Origin of the sequence: Steroidobacter agaridevorans, from assembly GCF_009932555.1 — a bacterium.
Lineage (GTDB): Bacteria > Pseudomonadota > Gammaproteobacteria > Steroidobacterales > Steroidobacteraceae > Steroidobacter > Steroidobacter agaridevorans.
On sequence record NZ_BLJO01000010.1, the window covers coordinates 210,144 to 235,962 of the forward strand.

Here is a 25,819-nt window from a genome sequence, read left to right on the forward strand (position 1 = left end):
CGGCTCGCAGCGGGCGCTAGGAGTCAGCTGACATGCGCTGGCGGCTCGTCCTCATTGCTGGAATCGTGGCGGTCGTCGCAGCGGCGACGCTCGTCACGGTTCGGCTGTGGCCGCGAGAGCCGCTGGTGGAGAAGATCGCGTCCTCGACGGCTATCTTCGATCGGCAAGGTCGGCTGCTGCGGCTGACGTTGGCGAGCGATCATCAGTATCGCCTCTGGACATCGCTCGAAGACATCTCGCCCGAGTTGATCGAAGCGCTGCTTCTCCACGAAGACCAGCACTTCTACTGGCACCCGGGCTTCAATGCCGCATCGTTGGTCCGCGCCGCAGTCTCCAGCTACTCGGGTGGCCCGCGAGTAGGCGGCTCGACGATCACGATGCAGCTGGCCCGTCTGATGTACGGGCTGAACACTCGAACCATCAGCGGCAAACTTCAGCAGATCTTCCGCGCGCTTCAATTGGAACTCTGCTACTCGAAGCGAGATCTCCTCGAAGCCCATCTGAACCTGATGCCTTATGGAGGAAACATCCAAGGCGTCGGTGCAGCGAGCCTGATCTATTTCGATAAGCCGGCGAAGCGACTCGGGCTATCCGAAGCACTGACTCTCGTCCTCATCCCACAATCCCCCGCGCGGCGCGCACCCTCGCTCGATGAGCCTGCCGACCTCCGCGAAGCTCGCATGCGCCTTTTTTCCCGTTGGGTCGAAGAACATCCCGACGCAGCCCACTCCGCAGACTACATCGCCACGCCGTTGCGTTACGCCTCGCTGCGTGACCTGCCCTTCGCCGCGCCTCACTTCACGAACGCGATCCTGCAGCGGCCGCGACCCGCATCGATTCATTCGGTAAACACAACGCTCGATCTCCGGACACAGAAAACACTCGAGCGCGTCATCGCAACCTACGTTCGCGAGCACAGCCCCATCGGCATGCACAACGCCGCCGCGATGCTCGTCGACTATCGCGATCTCTCGGTGCGCGCGATGATCGGCTCGGCCGACTTCTTCGACTCGAAGATCGAAGGCCAGGTGAACGGCACGCTGGCCAAGCGCTCGCCCGGCTCGGCGCTGAAACCTTTCATCTACGCATTGGCCATCGACCAGGGCGTGATCCATCCGCAAACGGTGCTGAAGGACACGCCGACCGCCTTCGGCCCGTTCAATCCTGAAAACTTCGACGGCCGCTTCGTCGGCCCGATCACCGCGCGTGAAGCGTTGATCCGTTCTCGTAACGTGCCGGCGCTCACGCTCGCCTCGCAGCTGTCGACGCCATCGTTCTATCAATTCCTGCGCAGCGCCGGCGTCACCCGCATGGCAAGCGAGAAACACTACGGCCTCGCGCTGACACTGGGCGGCGGCGAAGTGACGATGGAAGAAACCGCGACGCTGTACACCATGTTGGCGAATCGCGGTCGCCTCGCTCCGCTGCGCTATCTTGCCGACGAGCCGCAAAGCGAAGGCATTCGCATGCTGTCCGAAGAAGCGAGCTTCATGACCTTGGACATGCTTCGCTCGGCGCCGCGGCCGGAAGATTCGTTCGCGCGCCGTCGCAGCGGTGTTCAGGCCGCGTGGAAAACCGGCACATCGTGGGGTTTTCGCGATGCCTGGACCGCCGGCACCTTCGGTCCTTACGTCCTGGTCGTGTGGGTCGGCAACTTCGACGGCCGCGGCAATCCCGCGTTCGTCGGTGTGGAAGCAGCGGCGCCGCTGTTCTTCCGGCTGCTCGACGCGCTCGCCGCTCAGGAGAAGCTGGTCGAACCGATTTATCGCCAGCCGCCGCGCATGGAACGAGTCGAGGTCTGCAGCGCCTCGGGCGACCTGCCCAACTCGGAGTGTCCGCAGGTCGTAAGCACTTGGTATATCCCGGGCGTGTCACCGATTCGCGTGAGTCAGATCCATCGTCGCGTGTGGATCGATACGCGAACGGGCGAGCAGGCGTGTCCGCCTTACGATCCGACGCATACACGCAGCGAGGTCTATGAATTCTGGCCCACTGACCTGCTGCAATTGTTCGCCCACGCCGGCATGCCTCGTCGGCGCCCGCCGCCGCCGGCGGATTGCCAACGGGATGTTCCCAGCGGCACCGCGCCGCAGATTACATCCCCCGTGATCGCTGTGACTTACACCGTGCGCAGCGGTCGCGTCGGCAGCGAGACGATTCCACTGGCCGCCAACGCGGATAGCGAAGTGCGGCGCCTGCATTGGTTCGTCGATGAAAGTTACGTCGGTACCGGCACGCCCGGCATCGCGATCGGCTGGCACCCGTCACGTGCCGGTCATTACATGGTGCGCACGGTAGACGATCGAGGCCGGGCCGACAGCCGGGAGCTGGTCGTGGAGCTGGTTCGCTAGTCCGTTCCATCGAGAGAACTGATCGACGAGTCGGGCGGAGCGGTTACTATTGAACGCTCTCGCATCCATCGACCCCAGGTAACCCCTAGCGCATGCATCATCAATCCGAGCTGATTGCCCTGATCGCCATGGGCTTCGTGCTGGCCATGGGATTCGGGTTCCTCGCCTCCAGGCTGCGCATGCCGCCGCTGGTCGGTTATCTGGTCGCAGGAATTGCAATCGGCCCGTTCACGCCGGGCTTCGTCGCCGACGCGGGTCTGGCGGGCCAGCTGGCGGAGATCGGCGTGATCCTGCTGATGTTCGGGGTCGGCCTGCACTTCTCCATCGGCACGCTGCTCAAGGTGCGCAACATCGCGTTGCCCGGCGCGGTCGTGCAGATCGCGGTGGCGACCGTCATCGGCTTGGGGCTGGCGCGTCTGTGGGATTGGAGCACGACGTCGGGCGTCGTGTTCGGTTTGGCGCTGTCGGTCGCCAGCACTGTGGTGTTGTTACGAGCGCTCGAACAACGCAACGAGCTGGATACCGAGCAGGGTCGTATCGCTGTGGGCTGGCTGGTCGTCGAAGACCTGGCCATGGTGCTGGCGTTGGTGTTCCTGCCCGCGCTCGCGCACACCGGCGATGCGGCCGGCGAAACCAGCTTGCTCATGAGCCTCGGTTTGACGACGTTGAAGGTCGCGATGTTCGTGGCGCTGATGCTGGTCGGTGGCCGACGCGTCGTGCCCTGGTTGCTGGCGCAGATTGCGCGAACCGGTTCTCGCGAGCTGTTCACGTTGGCGGTGTTGGCGATTGCGTTGGGCATCGCTTACGGATCGGCCATGCTGTTCGATGTGTCCTTCGCGCTCGGTGCGTTCTTCGCGGGCGTGATGCTGGCCGAGTCGGACCTGAGCCATCAGGCAGCGGAGAATTCGCTGCCGCTGCAGGATGCGTTCGCAGTGATGTTCTTCGTGTCGGTCGGCATGTTGTTCGACCCCATGGTGATCCTGCGTCAGCCGCTGGATCTGCTCGGGGTGTTGTTCGTCATTCTGATCGGCAAATCGGTGGCCGCGTTCGCCATCGTGCTGGCGTTCGGCTACGCCGTGCGCACGGCGCTGACGATTTCGGCCAGCCTGGCGCAGATCGGTGAGTTCTCGTTCATTCTCGCCGGCCTGGGCGTCGGGCTCGGCTTGCTGCCGCCCGAAGGCCGCGATCTGATTCTTGCCGGCGCCTTGCTGTCGATCACTTTGAACCCCTTCGCCTTCGCGACCATCGAGCCGATCGCGCGTTGGGTGAACGAGCGGCCCAAGCTGCTCGCGTTCTTCACTCGCAAGGAGGGCAAGCATTCGGCGCTGCCGCCGGATCACAAAGTTTCCAATCTGCGCAATCACGCGGTGATCGTCGGTTACGGCCGCGTCGGCAGTGTCGTCGGCCATGGGTTGCAGGCGCAGGGGCTCGAATACGTCGTCATCGAGATGAGCCGTCGCGTCGTCGATCAACTGCGTGAAGACAAGATCACTGCGGTATATGGCGACGCCACCGCTCATGGCGTGCTCGATCTCGCCCAGATCGAACATGCGCGCTTGCTGGTGATTGCATCACCCGATGGCTTCCACGCCCGCCGCATCCTCGAGCTCGCCCGTGCGAAGAATCCGAAGATCGCGGTGGTGGTGCGTACTCACAGCTCCTCGGAGCTGAAATATCTCATTCGCCAGGGCGTGGACCGCGCCGTCATGGGCGAACTCGAGCTGGCGCTGGAAATGACCGATTACGCCCTGCGCAGCCTCGGCGTGTCCGAAGAGCGGTGCAAGCTGCTTACGCAGTGGCTCAGAAACGAAGGCGTGTCGGGGAATCCGAAAGATCCGGGGGCGTGAGGCTCACCAGAGCTTCCACCAAGGCTTCGCCTGCGCCTCATACTGAAGCCGCATCACGCGCTTGTCATTCCCGAAGGCCGAGTCGGAATAGATAACGCGGATTTTCTCGCGCGCATCTTCACCGATCGTATCTCCGTCGCGGATTACGGGGCCGTTCTGCAGTAGATAGCGGGCCACGCCTTGCAGGCGGTCACGCAGGTCGCCGGGTTTCTCGGGCGATTCCTGTGTTTCGAGTTCCATGTGACCCAATGCTTCCATGCCTTGAGTGAAGCCGCCGCTGACCGTCTTCGTCTGCCAGCCCACGCGAAAATCGACCCAGATGTCCAGCGGCGGTCCGAGAGGCAGCACCTGCTCGGCGAAATCGAGGAAGATCTGTTTGGGAATGACCAAGGTCGCGTTGCCCCAGTACACGCCCATTGCAGCATCGCAGGCGGCCAGCACGGCGGCGGTCGTTTTTGTGAGCAGAGTCGACTGCTCGATTTCGTTCTGCTCGCTCAGCAGCGTCACGAGGATGTGACATTCGTGACGCTGGACCTCTTCGGTGGCGTCCTTCCAAAGGAGGCTGGTCGCGCACGGCCCTTCCAGCTCGGACCAGGGAATGGGCGCCGGCATATGCGCGAGCATCACCGTACCCTCCGTCAGCTTGAAGGATGGAACGCCCCCTTCATTGGACTCCAAGGACGCGCCGAGGTCAGGGTAGCGCTGCCGCAGCTCGCGCTCGATCGCCGAGGCAGGCAGTTCGCACGACTCACGAAGCAGGATCATCGAAATCATCACGGACATAGGTCGGACCTGAAGTGACGAAACGAACCGACTTCAACGCAGCAGAGCGTGCAGGATGACCGTGGGCAACAACGTGAACAACCCCGACAGCGCGATCGAGATCATCACCAACAGGTAGATCGCAACGCTCAACAGCGAGACTACCAGCACGCCGGCCGCGGCGATGAGAAACTTCACCCATATGGGCATGCTACGAGGCGGCGACAACGTAACTGTCGCACCCATGCGCGCCAGCGCCTTGAGGCGTTTGTCATGGGGCGGATACATGGGCAGGCTCGAGCCACTGAGCAGTCCGCCGCGACGGGCGCCGCCCGCGACGAGCATGTGAGAGCACCACGCGGGGAAGCCGCCGCCATTGCCAAGTTGGCCGAGGGCGTCACTGAGAGCTTGAGGATCGCGAGTGAGCTGCACGGCGATTGCGTCGGCGAGATATTTGCGACGGCGCCAGATCAAGGCGAGCAGCGGCTCGAGGAACACGCTGCTGACCAGCCCGCCGAAAAAGCCGCTGATGACCACCGGCCCGTACAGCGGCATGCGAACCCATTCGCGCCAGGTGAGTTTGCCCGAAGTGTTGCCACCGGAAGGCTGCGAACTCTGCGCGCTGCCGAAGGGGTTGGTGAGCTCCAGAATCAGACGTGAGTCCGCACTCGACGCGCCCTTCTTCAAAGCCTCTCGCAGCGTTTGCCACAACCGTGACCAGGCGGGCGGATCGACGATGCCGTCGCTGAGTCGTGCGACGAAGCCAAACAGGCTCAGCGTCTGAGCAACGCGCATCCCTTGCACCACGTCGCCGTTAGCGATGAGCCCGATGAGATGGCCCGCGACTGCCTGCATCTGCGAGCGATTCAGCTTTTCCAACAGTCCGGTGGAGACCAGCACCGTGACCGATTCATCGTTCGGGCCGTACACCGCAGCGTTGATGCCGGACGTGTCGACGATGGCCACCTTCGGCACTTTGATGTTGGCGGCGATGGCCATTTCGGCGACCACGTTCGCCAGCCGCTGCTCCGCAAGCACGCTGGGATTCGGCGCGCGCAATGCTAATTCCTGCGCGCCACTCACCTCCGCCTCGCGCACGATACGTCGCAACGTCAGCAGGACGAGCAACACTGCAACCAGACCAGGCAGCGCGGCAACGAGTGCAAGGTAGAGCCAACTGCTGGCCGGCTGGGTCTCGATGTGATCGCTGATATAGCTCAGGGTCTCCATGACCCCGCCGAGCAGATCCGGCATCGGCACGAACAGATTGATCACATCGAGCAGCAGCCCGATCAGCGCATAGAAGAGCGGCGAGGTCAGCGTCGCAACGACGAAAGCAAGGATCGCAATACCGACAGCAGCGACCGCGCTCACCTGCCACGCCGCGCGACGGTGACGCGCGATGGCGGCGAAGAAGCTTTCGCGTTCTTCCGCCGTCCAAATGGGAAGCTCGGCCGCCGACATGTCATTCCACCCAGTTGAACGAGCGGGTTACAGCCTTTTGCCAGGATGAATACAGATGCCCGCGATCTTCCTTGCTCATGCGCGGCTGCCACGTATGCGACACGCCCCAGTTGCGGCGCAGATCGTCCGTGCTCTTCCAATAGCCCGTTGCCAGGCCAGCGGCATAGGCCGCGCCCAAGGCTGTCGTCTCGGTCACTTTCGGTCGCACCACACTCACGTCCAGAATGTCCGATTGAAACTGCATCAACAGATCGTTCACGACCATGCCGCCGTCGACACGCAGCTCCTGCAACTGAATGCGGGAGTCCTGCTCCATCGCGGCGACGACATCGCGCGTTTGATAAGCGGTCGCCTCCAGCGCTGCGCGAGCGATGTGCCCGCGATTCGCATATCGCGTCAGGCCTGTGATCACGCCACGCGCATGATCCTTCCAATGAGGGGCATACAGCCCGGAGAAGGCCGGCACGATGTATACGTCGCCGTTGTCCTGCACACTCGCCGCGAGCGCTTCGATCTCGCCGCTGTTGTGGATCAGACCCAAGTTGTCACGCAGCCACTGCACCAGCGCACCGGAGATCGCTATCGATCCTTCTAACGCAAAGCATGCGGGATTCCTGCCAAGCTGATATGCGACGGTCGTCACGAGACCGGCGGCGGACGACACCGGTTTGTGGCCGGTGTTCATGAGCAGGAAGCAGCCGGTGCCATAGGTGTTCTTGGCTTCGCCCGGCTCGAAGCACGTCTGCCCGACCAGTGCCGCCTGCTGATCGCCGAGAATGCCGGCGATGGGCACGCCTTTGAGGGGCCCGTCCGCGACGTGACCATACACCTCGCTGGATGACGCGATCTTCGGAAGCACACTGCGTGGGATCGAAAACGTTCGCAGCAACTGGTCTTCCCATTGCAGCGAGCTCAATCCCATCAACTGCGTGCGGCTCGCATTGGTCACATCAGTGAGATGCAGGCCGCCGTTCGCGCCGCCGGTCAGATTCCACAAGACCCAGGTATCCATCGTGCCGAACAGCAGATCGCCCGCATCGGCGAGCGCCCGCGCGTTCGGCACGTTATCCAGCAGCCATTTCAACTTGAGGCCGCTGAAGTAACTCGCGAGCGGCAACCCAGTGAGCGCGCGAAAGCGATCCTTGCCGCCCTGCCCTGAGAAGTACGCGACCAGCGGATCGACGCGAGTGTCTTGCCACACCAGCGCATTGTGTAACGGCTCGCCGGTGCGGCGGTCCCAGATCATCGTCGTTTCGCGTTGATTGGTGATGCCAATCGCGACGAGATCCTTGGCAGTGAGACTCGCGGATCGCATCGCCTCGGCGATCACTGCATCGGTGTTGCGAGCGATATCGATGGGCGAGTGTTCGACCCAACCGGGCTGCGGAAAGATCTGCGGATGTTCCTGTTGAGCACTGGCGACGATGTTGCCGGCCTGATCGAACACCATGAAGCGCGTGCTGGTCGTGCCTTGATCGACGGCGCCGACAAATGAGCTCATGACATGCCTCTCCTAAGTTGCCGGCAACATGAACACGCGGCGCGCCTCGGGCGAATCGAGCTGCGACTTGCTGTAACACCGCGCGATCGGGCCGTTCCGGTGATCGAGCAGATCCGGCCGCCGTTGTATCATCGCATCGAACGATTCCCCGGCCGGCGATCGCAGACACCGCTCCTCGTTCAGCAGCACCAGGTAAGCCCAGGTGATGGTCTCGTGATATTTGCTCTGCGCGCCGACCTTGGCAACGTAGTTCTGCAAGTGCCGGCGAAAATGCAACGCGCCTTCGGGAAAGCCGTCGCGCTGCAGGTAACTCCAGGCCAGCGACAGATGCAACCGATGGTTGAACCGAGCCGGATCGAGCGAGCCACTCTCGAAAGCGAGCATCGTCGGATCCGGCGGGCTGGTCAGCGTCGGTAGAGCACTCATGAGCGATTCCTCCCACTGCGACGTTTGCCGGTCGCGGCCGGGCGCTTCGCCGTCGCACGCACGGCGCGCTCGGTCTCGACCAATTGATGACTATCGGCGGCGGTCAGATCCAGTCCATAGATCTTCTTCAGCTCGGCGATCTGCGCCAGGGTCGGCGCGCTGAAGGCCTGCTCGCCCTCGAAGGCATGCAGCACGATGCCCTCCAGAAGATCGCCCAGGGAGGTGTTCTTCAGGGCCGCCAGGGCCTTGAGCACATTGAGCAGGCGGGCTTCCAGGCGAACGCCGGTCTGGACGCGGGTGACGGTGGCCATGCTTCGTACCTTGGTAACTTGGTACCAAGGTAGCAACCGCGACGGGGCGGCGCAAGCCGCAGCGCGTTAACCCAGGAACGCGCGCCGGAATTCCTCACCCGGCAGCGGGCGGCCGAAGTAGTAGCCTTGCAGCTCGTCGCAGTCGTTGGCGCGCAGGAAGTCGATCTGCTGCTCGGTCTCGACGCCTTCGGCGACGACTTTCAGGCCCAGGTTGTGGCCGAGCGCGATGATGGTTCGAACGATGGTCGCGTCGTCGTGGTCATGGCCGATGTCCTGCACGAACGAGCGGTCCACCTTGAGCCGGTCGACGGGAAAGCGTTTCAGATAGCTCAGGCTGGAATAGCCCGTGCCGAAATCGTCGAGCGCGATCTGCACGCCGAGGTCGTTGAGCTCACCGAGCATGGCGATGAACTGATCGGCGTCGTGCATGACCGCGCTTTCGGTGAGCTCCACTTCGAGATAGCGCGCTTCGAGCCCGGTCTCGCGCAGCACTTCGGCGATCGTTTGCACGAGATTGTCCTGTCGGAACTGTCGCACTGACACGTTCACCGACACAACGAACGGCGGCAATCCCGCATCCTGCCACGCCTTGTTCTGAGCACAGGCGGCGCGCAACACCCACTTGCCGATCGGCACGATCAAGCCGATTTCTTCCGCGACGGGAATGAACCGCGATGGCGGCGTGGCTTCCTCGTCCGAGATGTGCCAACGGATCAAAGCCTCCGCGCCCGTGATCCGACGCGTCCGCATGTCGACGCGCGGCTGGTAATGCAGCGAGAACTGCTGACGCTCCAGCGCGCGGCGCAGCTTGTTCTCCAGCTCCACCCGTTCCGTGATGAGCGCGTTCAGCTCGGCCGTAAAGAACTGAAAATTGTTCCGACCCTTCTCCTTGGCGCGATACATTGCCTGGTCGGCATGCTTCAACAAAGTCTCGGCACTGGCGCCATCGTCCGGATACAACGCGACGCCCATGCTGCAAGTGACGTTGAAGTCGCCCTGCGGACTGGCCCAAGGTTGGGCAATAGCGTGGAGCATGCGCTCCAACAGCAACGCGACCGCGTCCGGCCCGCGCTGACCGTTGATGAGCAGCACGAATTCATCGCCACCCAACCGCGCCACGGTGTCGCCGTCACGCACGCTCGAGCGCAGCCGCTCGGCCATCGCACGCAGCAGCTCGTCGCCGACGTGGTGACCCAGCCCGTCGTTGATGAACTTGAACCGATCCAGATCGACGAACACGACGGCCAGGCGAGTGCCATAGGCCGCGGCGGATCGAATGCCTTGCTGCAATCGATCGTGGAGCAGCGAACGGTTGGCTAGACCGGTGAGCGTGTCGAAGTTGGCCTGCTGTTCGATGCGGGCCTGATAGAGCTTGCGCTCGGTGATGTCCTCGACCGTGCCTTCGTAACAAACGACGTGACCGCCTTCGTTGAACACGGCGCGCGCGTTCTCGGAGATCCAGATGACCTCGCCGCTCTTGCGATACACCTGCGATTCGAAGCCGCTGACCGAGCCGCGCGACTTCGCCAGCGCCATGAACTCTTCGCGACGCGACGGCTCGACGTACAGCTGGTTGCGAATGTCTTTCAGCTGAGCGATGAGCTCGGCGGGACTGTCGAAGCCATAGATCCGGGCCAGCGCCGGATTGGCGTCCAGATACTGGCCGTCGGTGGTGGTGCGAAAGATCCCTTCGATGGCGTTCTCGAACAAGTTGTAATAACGCCGCTCGGCCTCGCGCAGCGCCTGGCTCGACTCCTTGCGAACCGTGATGTCCTGAATCAGGCCTTCGATGGCCTGCAGCTTGCCGTGAATGTCATAAATGCCGGTGCCCCGTTCCCACACCCAGCGGATCTCGCCGGTCGCGTGCACGATGCGGTATTCGCAATCGAAGCGGCCCTGAGCGCGCAGGCCGGTGTACATCTCGGTCCGAACCCGCTCTCGGTCGTCGGGATAGGTGATCTGCTCGTAGGAAACGCGCTTGTTGAACAACAGATCGGAGGCGTCGTAACCGGTCAGCCGCCGCACGCCCTCGCTGACGAACTCCATGGTCCATTCGGCATCGTCACGGCAGCGATACACCATCCCGTCGAGGTTGCCGATCAGCGTACGGAGCATGCGTGCGGTTTCGGTGCTCCCTGCGGTGTCGTAACTGACAGTCGGTGTTTCGTGCGGGACCAGTGACGTGGCGGTGGGCTGCATGCCTTCTTAGTTGTTGCGACAAGAGCGGCTGAATATCAGCTGTGCGCGCGCGATCGCGCGGGGCTTTGTCACAGAAATGATGAGCAACGTCAATGGCTCGGCCGGTCGAATCGAAGATGTGATCGCCTTCAATCAACGGCTGCCCCGTCGAGGTGCAGCGGCCCGCCCAAACTGCGAGCCGCCGCCTCAAATGTTACCAGGCGATGCCGTAGTCCTCGCCGTGATAGGCGGCCGCGCCCCAGAACGTACCGTGCTTGGCGTCGATCTGAATGGCGGTGATCGGCCCGGAATTGTTTGCCGAAAATTCCAATTTGTAACCTTTCTTGGTGAGCTCGTTGCGCACCCAGGCCGGCACCGATTCGGCCAGCGTCAGCCGGCCGGGAATGGACTCGTGCGAGCCGAAGGAATCGCGCAGCTGATACGTGGTGATGTTGGCGCCTTCGGCCGCTTCCTGCGGCGTCATGCCGAACTCGACCACGTTCAAGAAGAACTGCAGCAGGTTCTGTTCCTGCGTGTCGCCGCCTTGCACGGCGAAGGCGAGATACGGCTTGCCATCCTTCAATGCCATCGAAGGCGTCAGCGTCGCGCGCGGACGCTTGCCGGGCGCGACGACGTTGAACGGATTGTCGGCGGGATCGAGCACGAAACTCTGCATGCGTTGGCTCATGCCGATGCCGGTCTTGCCCGCGATGGTCGCAGGCAACCAGCCTCCGCTCGGCGTCACGGACACGACCCAACCTTCCTTGTCGACGGTCTCGACGCTGGTGGTGCCGAGCCGGAACGTGCGGTCGAACTCGGCGAGCGCCGTCGGGCTCCACTGATTCGGCTTGGACTTGTCCTTGCCGGGTTTGACCGTGCGCCACGCGTCGAGCTGCGCCTTGAACGGATTGGTCGCGCCCTGGAAGGGATACGGATCGCCGGGGCGGATATCCGGATCGTTGCGATCTTCTTTGATCAGCTTGGCGCGCTCACGCGCATAGTCCTTCGAGAGCAAGCCTTTGATCGGCTCTTCGGGCGGAAAGCGCGGGTCGCCGTAATAGAAATCGCGATCGGCGAACGCCAGGCTCATGGTCTGATACAGCGTGTGGATGTAGCGCGTGCTGTTGTAACCCATCGACTTCAGGTCGAAGTTCTCGAGGATGTTCAGAGCCTGCAGCATCGCCGGGCCCTGCACCCAGTGCGTGAGCTTGTAGACCTCGATGCCCTTGTAGTTGACGCTCACCGGCTCTTCGAGATACGGCTGCCAGTTGGCGAGGTCTTCGGGTGTATGCAAGCCGCCGAGCTCCTGTGAGCCGCGCGAAAATTCTTTCGCGATGTCGCCTTTATAGAAGCGGTCGTAAGCCGCCATGATGGCCTGCTTGCGATTCTTGCCGGCCTTGCGCGCCTTCGCTTCCTCATCGACCAGCTTGCGCAAGGTCGCGGCGAGATCCGGTTGACGGAAGATTTCACCCGCTTCCGGACCGACGCGCGAATAGCCGGGCAGCGGCTTGCCATCCTTGCCTTCGTGCATCAGGAACGTGCGGCGCGACTCGGGCCACTTGCGCAGTTCGTCCTTCCACTTCTCGATCAGGTCGGCGGTCTGCGCTTCGATGGGATAGCCGTCGGCCATTTCGATGGCAGGCGCGAGTACGTCGGCGAGGCTGAGTTTCCCGTACTCCGCGAGCATCACCATGATGCCGCCCGGCGTGCCCGGCGTAACTGCGGCAAGCGGGCCGAACTCCGGCGGATAGTCGTAACCTTTGGATCGATAGAACTCCGGCGTGGCGCCGGTCGGCGCAACACCGAGCGCATTCACGCCGATGACTTTGCGAGTATGCGGGTTGTAGATCAGGGCTTGAGTTTCGCCGCCCCAGCCCAGCGTGTCCCACATCGTGGAAGTGGCAGCGATCATCGCGCACGCCGCGTCGACTGCATTGCCTCCCTGCATGAAGATCCGCGCGCCCGCCGTGGCGGCGAGCGGCTTGCCGGTGACGGCGACCCAATGTTGGCCATGCAACGGCGGCTTGACTGTCTTGGCTTGGACCGGCGCGGCGACGGTCGCGACGAATGCGGCCAGCGCAACCGCCAGTCGCGAGCTCACCCGTTTGGAATCGAATGACATGACCCTACCTGTCTCGTGGCGGCCGCCAGGCGGCGGCATGAAGGCAGGATCTTAACGCGACCGAAAGGTCGTGCGACGAAGAAGCGCGGCCGTGGGAATCCCGCGGGAGAGGCGAGCGAAGAAGGAGCGGCGCACGAACGGCGCCGCTCCTGAGGGGCTCTTACAAGCGCCAGCGCACGCCGATGGCGTACGAACGGCTGAGCAGCAGGTTCTGGAAGTTCGTCTGTGCCGGGTTGCCGGCCGAGCCGAAGTGGTAGTACGCCTGCTGCATCTCTTCGGTGAGGTTCACCGCGTCGAACGACACCGCCAGGTCATCGGTGATGTTATAGGACAACTGCAGATCCAGGCTGGCCTCGGACTTGCGCCAGATGCCGATCGGGTTGGCGAACAGACGCGCTTCGTTGTTGTTCAAGAAATCGTCGCGCCAGACATAGGACAGACGCGCGCCGACGCCGGCACGGTCATACGCCAACGTGAGGTTGTACGAAGTATCGGACACGCCGAAGAACTCGGACTGCTCGGTGCCGACGATCTCGCCTTCCGCATTGGTGAGCGGAATGGTCTGCTCGGAGTCGAGCTTGGTGAAGCTGCCGGTGAGGCCCAGGCCCTGCAGCACCCCCGGCAGGTAATCCGGGAAGTACACGAAGCCCAGCTCGATGCCTTCGAGCTTGCCGTCGGACGCATTCACCGGCTGCGTGACCACGAACGATTGGGTGTTGTAGTTGTCGTTGGGAATCGTGAGGCGGCGGGTGAGCGGCACCACCAGGCCGTCGATGTCACGACGGAACAGCGTGGCGTACACGGCGCTGTCGGTGGCGAAGTACCACTCGGCGGTCAGATCGTAGTTCTTGGCGTGGGTCGCCTCGAGATCCGGATTGCCACCCAGGCCCGTGCCATAGCCCACATCGGTCAGATCGCCGGTGAGCGAGAAGTTCGAGTCCAGGTCGAAGAAGTTCGGCCGGCGCAGGGTCTCGCCATAGTTGAAGCGCACATTGATGTCATCGGTCACCGCATACCGCAGCGTGAACGACGGCAGCAACTCACTGTCGCTCTTGCTCGCCGCGGACTGCGCGCCGTTGAGGACGTTGGTGAATTGCATGTCCGTGTCCACGGACACGTAACGCAGGCCGAATTGACCCTGCAACTTGCCGACTTCGATGTCGGTCTGGATATAAGCGCTCGAAGTTTTTTCGTCGACCTCGAAGCCGCGGCGCAGCTCCGGACCCGCGGGGTCCACGCCGAACATCGACCGCACTTCGGCGACATGATCGTTCAGGTAATAGCCGTTCACGACCGCCCAAGCCGTCGGAATGTCGCCTTCGCCATCGAAGAAGCCGCTGTTGGTGTAAATCATCCCCGAGGGCAGGGTTGACATGTTTCGACCCAGGAACGGCTCGGGGAACGCAACCGGGCTGTACGACTCGGCGGAGCGGTCGTCATAGCGCACGCCGAAGCTCAGCAGACGGAACAAGCCATCGCCCAGCTGATAATCGCCGTCGACCTGCGCCGTCTGGGCGTCGCCCTTCTGACGGTTGCGGTTCTGGAACAGGTTGCCGACGGTCCAGTCGTTCGGATCGAGCATTTCGGCGTCGTTGTCGAAGTGCCAGGACGGAATGCCGTTGCCCGCATTGAAATCGACTGCGATGGCACCGGGCACGCGCTCGGTGCGCACGGCGATGAACCGATTGTTGAACTCGCTGTCCTGCATGGACAGATCGGCCATCAGCGCGAAGCGATCGGTGATCTGCCACTTGCCGTTCAACGCATACACGAACGTGTCGGTGTCCTGCTTGGTGGCGTCACCGCTGTTGAAGCCGAACGGGTCGCCGACGGTGCGCGTCTTGATCATGTTCGTGCCCGGATAGAGCGTGAACGTGGAAGCGGGATCCGGACCGAGCGAGCCCCACCAATCGACGAACGTGAAGTGCAGATTGTTGAACATCTCCTCGCTATAGCCCTGATAGAAGGCTTCGAAGGTGTACTCGGAGGTGTCGTTCGGCGCCCACTGCAGGGCGAGCGTTGCAGCCGGACGCTCGCGATCGCCCTGAAAATCGTTGGCGATCAGCGCGTCGCGGCCGAGCAGATAGGGATACTCGACGCCGTTGAACGAGAGCGTCGAGCCCGGCGCGGTCGGCAGACCTTCGTCGGTACCCGCCTGCCAGATCGGATTTTCCGGAACGCGGCAGTTGGTGTTGAAGATGCGCTCGAGCGGCGTCCAGTTCGGATTGTAGGGATCGCCATCGTCGGGACAGGTGTCGTTGGCCACGCCTGCCCCGAGCGGCGGATTGTCAGCGGTCGCGAACGGCACCAGCGCACCGGCGGTCACGTTCTGATCGCGATAACGCACGCGCGAGTAGCTGGCGTTCGCCATCACGCCGAACCTGCCTTCGCCGACGTCCCAGCTGTTGGCAATCAGCAAGCTGGCGTTCGGATCGATGTCCTCGCGCTGCTCCTGGTACGTGGAGCGCGCGTTCAAAGAAACTTCCAGGCCGTCGAAGTCGAACGGCCGGCGAGTGGTCACGTCGATCTGACCCGCCAGACCGGTTTCGAGCTGGTCGGCAGCGCGGGTCTTGTACACGTCGATCTTGCCGATCAGGTTCGCGGGAATGTCCTGCAGCGCCACCTGACGCGCCGAAGCGGGGCGGCCCTGGGCCGTGAATACATTGCGACCGTTCCAGGTCGTGGTCACGTCGTTGAGGCCGCGGATCACGATACCTTCGGCTTCGCCGCCGCCGCGATCGGTGATCTGGATGCCCGAAATACGCTGCAGCGCTTCGACAACGTTGTTGTCAGGCAGTTTGCCGATGTCCTCGGCGACGATGGATTCCACGACCTGCGTTGAATTGCGCTTGTTCTCCAGGCCCTGCACCAAGCTTTCGCGCACGCCGCTGACGATGACCTCTTCGAGCTCGGTCGTTTGCGGTGTCGTCGTTTGTTGCGCGAATGCGCCCATCGACAAGGAAAGCGCCGCCATAGCGGACGCCGAACGAATGACTAGCTTCGCCACGATGCTATCCCCCCAAAGCTGCCGTCTGTGACGGCTCAAGTTGATTTCTCAGACAAATGCTATCTGCAAAATGTCGGACAAATCAAGATTGCGATTTCTATGTGGCCCGGGCCGAGCGCCGCCCCAGAGCCAGAATTTTATTAAAATTCCCATTAGAACATGTGCTTACGATATCGCACGGGCTCCAGAGGAAGCCTCATCCACGCATTCGCTTGTGATCGCGGCGGCGCACCCGGACAATCCCTCCGGTCGCATGCGCGATGTCCAGAAGGCGCCGATGCCCGTTATCAAGCCCGAACAAGTTACCGCCGGTGGCGAGCGGAAAAATCGCAAAGAACTGCGCCTGCACAGCTCCATTGCGCGCGATCTGGGTCTGCGCATCGTGTCCGGCCGCTATCGTCCGGGCCACGTGCTCGCCGGCGAGATCGAAGCGAGCGGTCAATTGAAAGTTTCTCGCTCTGCGTATCGAGAAGCCGTGCGCATGCTCGCCGCGAAAGGGCTGGTGCAGAGTCGAACTCGCACCGGCACGCGCGTAAGTGCGGTCGAGCAATGGCATTTGTTGGATCCGGATGTGCTGGCCTGGGTGTTCGCAGGCGAGCCCGAGCTGGAGGTGCTGCAAGGATTGTTTGAACTGCGCACCATCATCGAGCCCGAAGCGGCCGCGATCGCCGCCGCCCGTCGCAACGACGAGAATCTCGAAGTGATGCGCAACGCGCTCGAGCGCATGGGCCTGCATACGGTGAACGTCGAAGCAGGCCGCATCGCCGACCGCGATTTCCACTCCGAGCTGCTGCGCGCCACTCGCAATCCCTTCATCATTTCGCTGACAAATGGCGTGGCGGCGGCCGTGCATGCGCTCACGGAATTCAAACAACGCGAGCACGCCCTGAAGCGCGATCCCTTGCCCGAACACTGGCGCGTGTTCGAGGCCATCGAAGCGAAAGACACGGAGCGCGCGAGGACGTCGATGGCCGAGCTGATCCGACTGGCCATCACGGACATGCCGGTGAAGCGCTGGCCCGACAACTGGACCGACAGCCGGCTGGTGCGGGATTCAGGCTAAAAGAAAGGGCCCGTCGACTGTGCATCGACGAGCCCCGATTCGACCGATCCAGGAAATGTTTATTCGGCCTTGGTGCTGAGCTGCGCCTGCGACGCCTTGCGCGCCGCTTCGAACTCATCTCCCGGCAGCCACTTCGGCAGATCCGCCTCCGCAGCGTTCGCCACGTTGTCGCCAACGTAGAACAGCAGCTGCGCATCTTCGATCATGCCGTCGTAGTTCCAGCTGTCGGAGATCTCGTCCGACTGCTGGTGATAATGGTGCTCTTCGAACTCCGCGTGCTGTTCCTTGCCCCAGCCCTCGGGCTTGCCGACGAACTTGGTGCCGGTATCGAGATACAGCGCAGGCACGCCGATCTTCGCGAAATTGAACTGGTCGGAGCGGTAGAAGAAGCCGCGATCCGGGAATTGATCGGGCGTCACGACCCGGTCCTGCACCTTGGCGATGGCGTTCACGTAGTCGTCGATGGTGGATTTGCCCTTGCCGACGAACACGATGTCCTTGGCGCGACCGAGGATGTTGCCGCCATCGATGTTGATGTTCGCGACGATCCTGGCCGGCGGCACGGTCGGATGCTCGGCGTAATACTTCGAGCCCAGCAGGCCCTGCTCTTCGGCAGCGACCATCAACAGCATGATGGAGCGCTTCGGCGGCTGCGGCAGCGCCTTGAAGGCTTTGCCGATCGCGAGCACCTGCGCCACGCCGGACGCGTTGTCCATCGCGCCGTTGAAGATCTTGTCGCCTTCCGCATCGGGCTCGCCGACACCGAGGTGATCGTGATGCGCGGTGTAGATCACATACTCGTCGCTGAGCTGCGGATCGCTGCCCTTGAGCACGCCGTATACATTGGCGGTGCTGGAGCGGTTCAACTTGTTCTTGAAGTCGAACGAGGTGGTGACGCCGAGCGAAACCGGCTTGAAATCCTTGGATTTCGCCGCTTGCACCAGCTGATCCAGATCCTGCCCGGCGAGCTTCGTCAGCTCGCGCGACGCTTCTTCGGTGAGCCAGCCTTTGACTTGAATGCGCGGCTCATCGGCGGCCGGCAATTCGACTTGCTCGCCGGACCATGAGCTCTGCACGACCTGGAACGGATAGCCCGCCGACGGCGTGGTGTGAATGATGATTGCGCCGGCCGCACCCTGGCGCGCGGCGCTCTCGTACTTGTAGCTCCAGCGGCCGTAGTACAAGCGCGTGTCGCCGCCGAACAGCTGCGGATCCCAATCCGGATCGTTGTTCAGCATCAACAACACTTTGCCCTTCAGGTCCTGGCCTTTGAAATCGTCCCAGCCGAACTCGGGCGCCTGGATGCCGTAGCCGACGAACACCACTTCGGCGTTCTTGACCGAGCCCTTCTCGGACTGCACGCCGCTGCCGGCGATGTATTGATCCCACCACTTGAACGACACGGTCTTGCCGTCCTTCTTGAAGGACCACTGCTTCGGCATCTGGGCGGTGACGCCGACCACGTCGAACGATTGCTGATAGCTGCCATCGGCGCCGCCCGGCGCGAAGCCGATCTGCTGCAACTGGTCCGCGATGTACTGACGAGCCTTCACGTCGCCAGGCGTCGCGGGCGCGCGGCCTTCGAATTCATCCGATGAAATCTTTGTTATCTGATCGCGCAGATAATCGGCGGCGATCTGCGAGGAAGCGCTCTTCGCCTCTTCCCTGATCGGATTGGCGGCTGTTTCAGGCGTCGGCACCGGCTTCGGCTCCTTGGGCTTGCAGCCCAAGGCGGTGAGCATTGCCGCTGAAATCAGCAGCACTGAGAGCGACCGGACCGGTCGCGAAACGGTATACATTCGGAACTCCCGTGAAACGAGTTACGGTGACCAAGAACTGTAACAGATGTGTTCCCCGATGCCGTCCTCAACTCGCCCTCACCTGCTGTTGATCTACGCCGGCCACGCCGGCGGCCGCACGCATGCGATGGTCGAAGCGGTGAAGCAAGGCGTGGCCGATGCGGGCGAGGACGTCGAACTGCGCGCTCTGCCGGCGCTCGAAGCAGGTGTCGACGATCTGCTCTGGGCGCATGGATTGCTGATCGGCACGCCCGAGCACTTCGGCTACATGGCCGGCGCGATCAAGGATTTTTTCGATCGCACGTTCTACCCGGTGCAGGGGCGCGTCGATGCCCTGCCCTACGCCATCTTCGTCAGCGCCGGCAACGATGGCACGGGCGCTGTCAGCTCCATCGAACGCATCGCGCTGGGCTATCGCTGGAAACGCTGCGCCGAGCCGCTGATCGTCAAAGGCGACCTGAGCGAAACAGATCGCCACAGATGCGCCGAGTTGGGTCAGACGCTGGCCGCGGGTCTTGCACTCGGCGTGCTGTGAGCATCGCGAGGGGATAAGTTACTTAGCGCTCTCTCGAGTGCGTCATGAGCTGTGACGCAGTCGCTCGATTTTCTCGCGCCTGGTCCGGACACTCCGGTGACATAGTGAGTCGCACGGCGATTGTCAGGACCTCGAACCCGGTCACATCAGTTGCAACGGCGACCTGCCGATAACAAGGAGAAGGACGCTCCTTCAGCGCCCCCCGATGTGAAATGGAATACGTGTTGCAACAGCTTTGGCTCGTGATTGGCCTGACGGCCTTCATCGTCGGTGCATTGTACTGGCGACGCCAGCACCTGCCCGTGACGGCCACTCGCACTGCCGCCCGTCCGCCCGCTCCCATCGTTTACCGGGACTCGCCGACGGTTCGCGTCGCCGATGCGCAGCGTGTAGATCGTACACGCAAGATCGTTCGGCTCCGCGTACGCGAGTCTGTGGATGTGCTGCCCAGTGTCGTCGGTCTGCCGCCGCGCTTCCGTATCACTTGCAAGACCATCGTCGACGGCAGCGATCTCGAAGCCGCTCATATCGTGGTCGAGTTCAGCGGTGCGCAGCTGAGCTGCGGCCCACTGGTCCACGAAACTGCGTTCAACGAGTTCGTGATTCCTCGCGCCACTCGCGACGAGCATCGCAGCTCGGTGTTCTACTACCACGAACGCGGCGAATCCCTGGAATTCATGCGGATCAAGCTCAAGTCCGCCGACCTGGCCAGCGGCCTGGTCGAGCTCGAAGTCATGCAATTGCACGGCCACTGGCCGGCCCAGTAGTTCTCAGCCCTCTTCCACCAGGGTGCGCAGGCGGTCGATCGCTGCGTCCCATCGCGACGTGAGCAGCTCGATGCATCGTTGAGCCTCCTCGAGCTGCGAGGATTCGATCTGCCACACGCTGTCGCGGCCTTGATAGGCGCTGCTGACGAGGCCGGCCTCCTTCATCACACGCAAATGTTTCGCGACTGCCTGCCGCGTGACATCGACATTCGCGGTCAGCGCGGCGGTCGAGGACGGACCGGCTGCGGACAGGAAAATCACCAGCCGCAGCCGCGTTTCATCGCCGAGCGCCGCGAAGATCGGCGCCGATGCTTTGAGCCTGAGCTCAGGCCGCTTGGTCGACATAGCGTTCCAGATTTTTAACCTGTTCGTCCCAGCCCTGATTGTTCTGGCCAAACACCTTTGCGCGACGCGCGAGTGAAATGGCATCGAAGCCGGACTCGGTAAGGGTCAGCAACGTACCGCCCTCCGCGTCCGCCAGTTTGAATTCCACCAGCGTCGTCGGCTCCTTCGCATAGTCCAGCGACGGGTCGTGCGCGCCCGGATGCCAGCGCCAGGTAAACAGATGCTCTGGCTGCATCTCCTGCACGAAGATGTCGAAATTTCCGCCCTGTTCGGCGCTTGCCTTCACATGCACTTTCGCGCCAGGCGCGAACACACCCTCCACCGAATCGCCGCAGAACCATTGGGAGAATTTTTTCACATCCGTGAGTGCGTTCCAGACGCGGCTGCGCGGCGCGCGCAGTAAAACCTTTCGTTCGATGCTTTGCATGGGGCGAATCCACTGACAACCAGATGGTTGCAATATAACTCCACCTCGGACCAAGTGCAACCACTTGGTTGTCAGTCGGCAGCTGTGTGAAGGTTCTCTCTATAATGAGTCGATGGCTACCAAACTCAGCCGCGATTTCTACGCCCGAGAGACTTTGCTGGTCGCGCGCGATCTGCTCGGCATGCATTTGGTTCACGCGGGGCCCGAAGGGGAGCAGGTGGGGCGCATCGTTGAGACGGAGGCATACAAGGGGCCGCACGACCTGGCGGCGCATTCTTCCCGCGGGCGGACCAAGCGGACCGAGGTGATGTTCGGGCCGCCGGGGCACGCGTATGTGTACTTGATTTACGGCTTCTGGAATTGCCTGAACATCGTGACGGCCGCGCACGGGACGCCGCATGCGGTGCTGCTGCGGGGGCTGGAGCCGGTGAAGGGAATAACCACGACCTCGCATGGGCCCGGCCTGTTATGTCGTGCCCTACATATAGATCGGAGCCTGAATGGGGCCGATTTGCTGGGCGACACCTTGTGGCTGGAGAAGCCGACCCGATATCGGCCGCCGAAGGTTGCCCGGGCGACCCGGATCGGCGTGGATTACGCCGGCGACTGGGCCAGCAAGCCCTGGCGGTTCTTCGATAAGGATTCGCCCTACGTTTCCACGGTCAGCGCCGCCGCCCGTAGGCGAGCACTGGCGCCCGATCAGGGTGGCGTCCGGGCGAAGTTGGCCCGTAAATAGCGTAAGATTCGAGCCCTTTTTCCTGGCCCGTGACCGGCCGGGAATTCCTCATCGACTGTTTTTCCATGCAGCCAGCACCGCGCGAACTGTTCTCCTATCGCAAGCACTGGGCGTCCCGCTTCGGGACGGCCCCGTTCCTGCCCATGTCGAAGGAGGAAATGGACGCGCTCGGCTGGGACAGCTGCGACATCATCGTCGTCACCGGCGACGCCTACGTGGACCATCCCAGCTTCGGCATGGCCATCATCGGTCGCGTGCTCGAGGCCCAGGGCTTCCGCGTCGGCATCATCGCGCAGCCCGACTGGCGCTCGGCGGAGGATTTCGCGCGACTGGGTAAGCCGAATCTGTTCTTCGGCATCACCGGCGGGAATATGGATTCGATGGTGAATCGGTACACCTCGGACCGGCGCATTCGTAGCGACGACGCGTACACGCCGGCCGGCGAGGGCGGCAAGCGGCCGGATCGATCCGTGATCGTTTATTCGCAGCGGGCTCGGGAAGCATTCAGTGACGTGCCCATCGTCATCGGCGGTATCGAAGCCAGTCTCCGGCGCATCGCGCACTTCGATTATTGGTCGGAGAAGGTGCGGCGCTCGGTGCTGCTGGATGCGAAGGCGGACCTGCTGGTGTATGGCAACGGCGAGCGCCAGATCGTCGAGATCGCGCATCGGCTGGCGAAAGGTCAGCCGATCGACCAGATCGACGATCTGCGAGGCACGGCGTTCGTGAGACATGCGACGCCGGAAGGGTGGACGGAGATCGATTCGACCTCGATCGATGAGCCCGGGCCGCTGAATCCGCCGATCGATCCGTACGCGGCGAACGACGCGAAGTCGAAGGCGGCAATGCAGGCGGCGGCGAATAACGCAGCAGCTGAGATTTCTTCTGCGGCTGGCGCCGCGCCCGGAATGGATGCGTCGGCGAATAGCGTGATAGCTGCGAATGTTTTGCCCACCGGCGGCGCGCCCGGCAAAGGCGCATCGGCTAGCACGTTGGCCGGCGAAGCGCCGGCGAGCGAGGCGGACGTGCCGCCGTGTGCGACGGCTGCGAAGCAGCCTGTCGCGAAGGTCGTGAAGTTTCATCGCCATGTTCCGACTTCCGATCGCGGGCAATCCGTCATTCGCATGCCGGCGTTCGAAGCCGTGCGTGACGACGCCGTTCTCTATGCGCACGCGTCGCGCATCCTTCATCTCGAATCGAATCCGGGCAACGCGCGAGCGCTCGTGCAGCGGCACGGGAACGTCGACGTGTGGTTGAACCCGCCGCCGCTGCCGCTCTCGATGAAAGAGATGGACGCGATCTATGAGCTGCCGTATCAGCGCGTGCCTCATCCGTTCTATGGCGAGCAGAAGGGCGCGAACAAGATTCCCGCGTACGAGATGATCCGCTTCTCGATCGCGATCCAGCGCGGCTGCTTCGGCGGCTGCACCTTCTGTTCGATCACCGAGCACGAAGGCCGCATCATTCAGAATCGCTCCGAGAACTCGATCATCAAAGAGATCGAGACCATCCGCGATTCGGTGCCCGGCTTTACGGGCGTGATCTCCGACCTGGGCGGCCCGACCGCGAACATGTATCGGCTCGCCTGCAAGTCACGCGAGATCGAGACGGCGTGCCGCCGGCCTTCGTGCGTGTTTCCGGGCATCTGCCCGAATCTCAACACCAACCACACGCCGCTGATCAATCTGTATCGACGCGCCCGTGCTCTGCCGGGCATCAAGAAGATCCTGATCGGCTCGGGCGTGCGGTATGACCTGGCGGTCGAGTCGCCGGAGTATGTGAAGGAGCTGGTTCAGCATCACGTCGGCGGTTATCTGAAGATCGCGCCCGAGGCGATCGGCGAAGGGCCGCTGTCGAAGATGATGAAGCCCGGTGTCGGCACGTATTACCGCTTCAAGGAGCTGTTCGAGAAGTTTTCCAGGGAAGCGGGCAAGGAGCAGTACCTGATCCCGTACTTCATCGCCGCGCATCCGGGCACGACCGACGAGGACATGCTCGAGCTGGCGCTGTGGTTGAAGCAGAACGGCTATCGCGCCGACCAGGTGCAGGCGTTCCTGCCATCGCCGATGGCGACGGCGACGGCGATGTGGCACTCGGGCAAGAATCCGTTGAGGAAGGTGACTCACGGCAGTGAGGAAGTGCACATCCCGAAGGGATTGAAGGTGCGACGGCTGCACAAGGCGTTCCTGCGGTGGCATGACGCGAACAACTGGCCGATTCTTCGCGACGCGCTCCGACGCATGGGACGAGCTGATCTGATCGGGCCCGGCAAGCAACATTTGATTCCGGCCTGGCAGCCGCTCGGCACGGGCGATGCGCACGAAGGGCGGCGCTCGAAACATTCGCCGAGCCCGGGCCAAACCAGCGTGCCAGGACGCACCAATCAGAGACATGAGTCGGCACGCGCCGGCGCAAGCAATGCGAAGGACAGGCGCGGCTTGCCGGCGGCTGCTTCGAATGCGAACCGTCCGAACGCGCCGCAGGCTGCATTCAACGCGAAGCGCGCGGGCGCGTCGCAGGCAGCGCCAAGCAAAGGCGCGGCTGGCAAGCCGCTGAAGTTCCGAACGCAGCACACCGGCTTGAAAGGCGTGCGCCTGCCTCGCTCCAAATAAGAAAGACCTTTTATTCCCCGTGTGGCGGCGTTATGCGCGGCCCTCGATAAAAAAAGGCCCACCAGAGGTGGGCCGATTGCAGGGGCTGGGTCGAGAAACTGAAACTTAGAAAGCGTGCGTCAGCTGTACCGCGCCCCACAGGGCGTCGCGGGAAGCGGGGCCGTCGCGCAATTCAGCGGTTTGATAGTGCAGGGCGTAGCTGAGCTGCGTCTGGTCCAGGATCTGCGTAACCACGCCAATCCACGCCTCGGCTAGCAGCGGCTGCACCTCACCCGAGGTGTAGCGGACCTCGCTATCGCGAAACTGGCCCTGCAAAAACGCGTTGTAAGCACGAGCTTTGACGCGAGCGCCGGCGAACACATACAGCTCACGGCCACCGCGATAACTCTCGCTCGGCACCGGCGCGGCCATGTAGTCGGTCAGCTCCGGCGCGAAACTCCACCAGGGCGAGTTGAAACGACCGGCTCGCACCGAAATCGAAGCGCTGGTCTCGGTGAGGAAGCCGACGCTTCCCTGCACCGTGGTCTTCACATCGATCTGACCGCTCGGATCGGCGATCCAGAGTTGCTGGCGGGCGAGGGTGTAGCGCGCCGTCGGCTCGCCGCCCGCGGAGATCTGATGATCATACCCAAGCGGTCGTTCCGAACCGACCAGCTCGTGGACGGCGCTATGCAAGCTTTCCGACACCGACAGGCCGAGCACGCCGATGGTCAGGCTGCTGGTCCAGGCGCCGCGATCGTCCGCGTCCACCGTCACCCGGCCGTTGGAAACGAACAGCAGGCTGGCATACGGCCGGTCATCCGGTTGCACTTCGCGGACCAGCGTGTTCTTGGGCGTGAACGCCAACAGGCCGATCTGCCGCGCGTGATGAACGTTCGTTTGCTCGCCGTTGAACGCCAATCGGTCCAGACGAGCCAATAAGGGATCGAGTGACAACAAGCCGTCGCGAGCCCGTTCGCCCGAGATCGTGATGCCCAGGCCGCCGGTGTAATCGCGGTCCTGGTTGCCGCCGGCGAAGAGGTCGTTATCGATCTGCACTCGCACTGCATCAACGCCCTCGAGCCAACCGATGCGCTGATTGGACACGACGACTTCGGCAATCGCGTCTTCGATATCACTTACCGACGCGGCCACCGTTTCGTCGGTCACCGCCAGCACCGGCGTAATTTCCAGCGAAGACAGCTCATCGGCCCGCGCTTCATTGCCAGTAACTGCCAATGCAGCGGTGCCTAACGCCGCGAGGACTGCCCATCGCAGCTGTGCTGCCCATCCTGTCTTGTCCGTTGTCGCCATAACCTTAACCTTCCGACTCGCGCTGCGTTTACTGTCACGCCGCCGCTACCTGTTGCTGTTGTTCCGTGGTGCTACTGTCCTCCAAAGCCGCAGCCTCGATAAACGCGGTGAAGGGAATGACATTCATGAATCGCTGGTCATGAATCACACCTGCCGCTTCCTTCTCACTACTCATGCGGCAACCCCACCGTCGCTTCGTTATTGCAATCACACTGCTGCAAGTGCACTAATCTGCTTGTGATGCACAGAAATTAGCGGGGCGGCGTGAGCATG

General features: G+C 62.7%; 20 protein-coding genes. 7 read left to right on the forward strand and 13 right to left on the reverse strand.

Features of this window, described 5'->3' with window-relative positions:
- Positions 1 to 32: 32 nt before the first annotated feature.
- Positions 33 to 2,351 (forward strand): penicillin-binding protein 1C, encoded by a 2,319-nt coding sequence (gene pbpC / locus GYH35_RS30880; protein WP_161830412.1) that lies wholly within the window; start codon positions 33 to 35, stop codon positions 2,349 to 2,351.
- A 92-nt stretch (positions 2,352 to 2,443) separates the two neighbouring features.
- Positions 2,444 to 4,198 carry a YbaL family putative K(+) efflux transporter gene (gene ybaL, locus GYH35_RS30885; RefSeq protein ID WP_161830413.1) on the forward strand — a complete coding sequence of 585 codons (1,755 nt, stop codon included), beginning with the start codon at positions 2,444 to 2,446 and terminating at the stop codon, positions 4,196 to 4,198.
- A gap of 3 nt (positions 4,199 to 4,201) precedes the next feature.
- Here the strand turns inward: ybaL and GYH35_RS30890 are convergent, their stop codons facing one another.
- The 8 genes from GYH35_RS30890 to GYH35_RS30925 form a co-directional block, all read right to left on the reverse strand.
- On the reverse strand, positions 4,202 to 4,981 hold the full coding sequence (locus tag GYH35_RS30890) for a DUF4261 domain-containing protein (RefSeq protein ID WP_161830414.1): 780 nt from the start codon (positions 4,979 to 4,981) through the stop codon (positions 4,202 to 4,204).
- Between the two features lie 33 nt (positions 4,982 to 5,014).
- A complete protein-coding gene (locus tag GYH35_RS30895) occupies positions 5,015 to 6,424 on the reverse strand; it encodes a M48 family metalloprotease (protein WP_161830415.1) in 1,410 nt (469 codons plus the stop codon).
- Position 6,425: 1 nt separating this feature from the next.
- On the reverse strand, positions 6,426 to 7,925 hold the full coding sequence (gene glpK / locus GYH35_RS30900; RefSeq protein WP_161830416.1) for a glycerol kinase GlpK: 1,500 nt from the start codon (positions 7,923 to 7,925) through the stop codon (positions 6,426 to 6,428).
- Positions 7,926 to 7,937: 12 nt separating this feature from the next.
- Positions 7,938 to 8,351 carry a hypothetical protein gene (locus GYH35_RS30905; RefSeq protein ID WP_161830417.1) on the reverse strand — a complete coding sequence of 138 codons (414 nt, stop codon included), beginning with the start codon at positions 8,349 to 8,351 and terminating at the stop codon, positions 7,938 to 7,940.
- Entirely contained in the window at positions 8,348 to 8,662 is a 315-nt protein-coding gene (locus GYH35_RS30910) for a hypothetical protein (RefSeq protein ID WP_202624876.1), read from the reverse strand. The genes GYH35_RS30905 and GYH35_RS30910 overlap by 4 nt, the downstream gene beginning before the upstream one ends.
- A gap of 66 nt (positions 8,663 to 8,728) precedes the next feature.
- On the reverse strand, positions 8,729 to 10,861 hold the full coding sequence (locus GYH35_RS30915) for a putative bifunctional diguanylate cyclase/phosphodiesterase (protein WP_161810114.1): 2,133 nt from the start codon (positions 10,859 to 10,861) through the stop codon (positions 8,729 to 8,731).
- 193 nt (positions 10,862 to 11,054) lie between these two features.
- Positions 11,055 to 12,962 (reverse strand): gamma-glutamyltransferase family protein, encoded by a 1,908-nt coding sequence (locus tag GYH35_RS30920; RefSeq protein WP_161830418.1) that lies wholly within the window; start codon positions 12,960 to 12,962, stop codon positions 11,055 to 11,057.
- Positions 12,963 to 13,122: 160 nt separating this feature from the next.
- On the reverse strand, positions 13,123 to 15,969 hold the full coding sequence (locus tag GYH35_RS30925) for a TonB-dependent receptor (protein WP_202624878.1): 2,847 nt from the start codon (positions 15,967 to 15,969) through the stop codon (positions 13,123 to 13,125).
- 277 nt (positions 15,970 to 16,246) lie between these two features.
- Here GYH35_RS30925 and GYH35_RS30930 point away from each other — a divergent pair, with 277 nt between their 5' ends.
- Positions 16,247 to 17,032: a FadR/GntR family transcriptional regulator gene (locus GYH35_RS30930; protein ID WP_161830419.1), complete on the forward strand. Its 786-nt coding sequence runs from the start codon at positions 16,247 to 16,249 to the stop codon at positions 17,030 to 17,032.
- Positions 17,033 to 17,091: 59 nt separating this feature from the next.
- Here the strand turns inward: GYH35_RS30930 and GYH35_RS30935 are convergent, their stop codons facing one another.
- The gene (locus GYH35_RS30935; protein WP_161810117.1) at positions 17,092 to 18,831 is read right to left on the reverse strand and encodes a M28 family peptidase; all 1,740 of its coding nucleotides are present in this window, start codon (positions 18,829 to 18,831) and stop codon (positions 17,092 to 17,094) included.
- A gap of 58 nt (positions 18,832 to 18,889) precedes the next feature.
- Between GYH35_RS30935 and GYH35_RS30940 the strand changes: the two genes are divergently transcribed.
- Positions 18,890 to 19,366, forward strand: a complete 477-nt coding sequence (locus GYH35_RS30940; protein WP_202624880.1) for a flavodoxin family protein — start codon at positions 18,890 to 18,892, stop codon at positions 19,364 to 19,366.
- A 212-nt stretch (positions 19,367 to 19,578) separates the two neighbouring features.
- Positions 19,579 to 20,133 (forward strand): hypothetical protein, encoded by a 555-nt coding sequence (locus GYH35_RS30945; protein WP_161810118.1) that lies wholly within the window; start codon positions 19,579 to 19,581, stop codon positions 20,131 to 20,133.
- Between the two features lie 3 nt (positions 20,134 to 20,136).
- On the opposite strand, the gene GYH35_RS30950 is transcribed toward GYH35_RS30945, so the two are convergent.
- On the reverse strand, positions 20,137 to 20,478 hold the full coding sequence (locus GYH35_RS30950; RefSeq protein ID WP_161810119.1) for an ArsR/SmtB family transcription factor: 342 nt from the start codon (positions 20,476 to 20,478) through the stop codon (positions 20,137 to 20,139).
- Positions 20,459 to 20,905, reverse strand: a complete 447-nt coding sequence (locus tag GYH35_RS30955; RefSeq protein ID WP_161810120.1) for an SRPBCC family protein — start codon at positions 20,903 to 20,905, stop codon at positions 20,459 to 20,461. The genes GYH35_RS30950 and GYH35_RS30955 overlap by 20 nt, the downstream gene beginning before the upstream one ends.
- Before the next feature lie 112 nt (positions 20,906 to 21,017).
- Between GYH35_RS30955 and GYH35_RS30960 the strand changes: the two genes are divergently transcribed.
- Positions 21,018 to 21,641, forward strand: a complete 624-nt coding sequence (locus GYH35_RS30960; RefSeq protein ID WP_161810121.1) for a DNA-3-methyladenine glycosylase — start codon at positions 21,018 to 21,020, stop codon at positions 21,639 to 21,641.
- Between the two features lie 65 nt (positions 21,642 to 21,706).
- Positions 21,707 to 24,253: a YgiQ family radical SAM protein gene (locus tag GYH35_RS30965; RefSeq protein ID WP_161830420.1), complete on the forward strand. Its 2,547-nt coding sequence runs from the start codon at positions 21,707 to 21,709 to the stop codon at positions 24,251 to 24,253.
- Between the two features lie 105 nt (positions 24,254 to 24,358).
- On the opposite strand, the gene GYH35_RS30970 is transcribed toward GYH35_RS30965, so the two are convergent.
- Positions 24,359 to 25,546, reverse strand: coding sequence for a lipid A deacylase LpxR family protein (locus GYH35_RS30970; RefSeq protein WP_161830421.1), 1,188 nt, complete (start codon positions 25,544 to 25,546; stop codon positions 24,359 to 24,361).
- Positions 25,547 to 25,580: 34 nt separating this feature from the next.
- Entirely contained in the window at positions 25,581 to 25,721 is a 141-nt protein-coding gene (locus tag GYH35_RS30975) for a hypothetical protein (RefSeq protein ID WP_161810124.1), read from the reverse strand.
- Positions 25,722 to 25,819 lie beyond the last annotated feature (98 nt).

Bases quoted from the DNA above. Each gene is read 5' to 3' on its own strand.
- GYH35_RS30895 (WP_161830415.1), bottom strand. From the start codon at position 6,424: ATGTCGGCGGCCGAGCTTCCCATTTGGACGGCGGAAGAACGCGAAAGC.
- pbpC (WP_161830412.1), top strand. From the start codon at position 33: ATGCGCTGGCGGCTCGTCCTCATTGCTGGAATCGTGGCGGTCGTCGCA.
- GYH35_RS30910 (WP_202624876.1), bottom strand. From the start codon at position 8,662: ATGGCCACCGTCACCCGCGTCCAGACCGGCGTTCGCCTGGAAGCCCGC.
- GYH35_RS30975 (WP_161810124.1), bottom strand. From the start codon at position 25,721: ATGAGTAGTGAGAAGGAAGCGGCAGGTGTGATTCATGACCAGCGATTC.
- glpK (WP_161830416.1), bottom strand. From the start codon at position 7,925: ATGAGCTCATTTGTCGGCGCCGTCGATCAAGGCACGACCAGCACGCGC.
- GYH35_RS30965 (WP_161830420.1), top strand. From the start codon at position 21,707: ATGCAGCCAGCACCGCGCGAACTGTTCTCCTATCGCAAGCACTGGGCG.
- GYH35_RS30905 (WP_161830417.1), bottom strand. From the start codon at position 8,351: ATGAGTGCTCTACCGACGCTGACCAGCCCGCCGGATCCGACGATGCTC.
- GYH35_RS30935 (WP_161810117.1), bottom strand. From the start codon at position 18,831: ATGTATACCGTTTCGCGACCGGTCCGGTCGCTCTCAGTGCTGCTGATT.
- GYH35_RS30915 (WP_161810114.1), bottom strand. From the start codon at position 10,861: ATGCAGCCCACCGCCACGTCACTGGTCCCGCACGAAACACCGACTGTC.
- GYH35_RS30950 (WP_161810119.1), bottom strand. From the start codon at position 20,478: ATGTCGACCAAGCGGCCTGAGCTCAGGCTCAAAGCATCGGCGCCGATC.
- GYH35_RS30945 (WP_161810118.1), top strand. From the start codon at position 19,579: ATGGAATACGTGTTGCAACAGCTTTGGCTCGTGATTGGCCTGACGGCC.
- GYH35_RS30940 (WP_202624880.1), top strand. From the start codon at position 18,890: ATGCCGTCCTCAACTCGCCCTCACCTGCTGTTGATCTACGCCGGCCAC.
- GYH35_RS30920 (WP_161830418.1), bottom strand. From the start codon at position 12,962: ATGTCATTCGATTCCAAACGGGTGAGCTCGCGACTGGCGGTTGCGCTG.
- GYH35_RS30970 (WP_161830421.1), bottom strand. From the start codon at position 25,546: ATGGCGACAACGGACAAGACAGGATGGGCAGCACAGCTGCGATGGGCA.
- GYH35_RS30960 (WP_161810121.1), top strand. From the start codon at position 21,018: ATGGCTACCAAACTCAGCCGCGATTTCTACGCCCGAGAGACTTTGCTG.
- GYH35_RS30930 (WP_161830419.1), top strand. From the start codon at position 16,247: ATGCCCGTTATCAAGCCCGAACAAGTTACCGCCGGTGGCGAGCGGAAA.
- GYH35_RS30955 (WP_161810120.1), bottom strand. From the start codon at position 20,905: ATGCAAAGCATCGAACGAAAGGTTTTACTGCGCGCGCCGCGCAGCCGC.
- ybaL (WP_161830413.1), top strand. From the start codon at position 2,444: ATGCATCATCAATCCGAGCTGATTGCCCTGATCGCCATGGGCTTCGTG.
- GYH35_RS30890 (WP_161830414.1), bottom strand. From the start codon at position 4,981: ATGTCCGTGATGATTTCGATGATCCTGCTTCGTGAGTCGTGCGAACTG.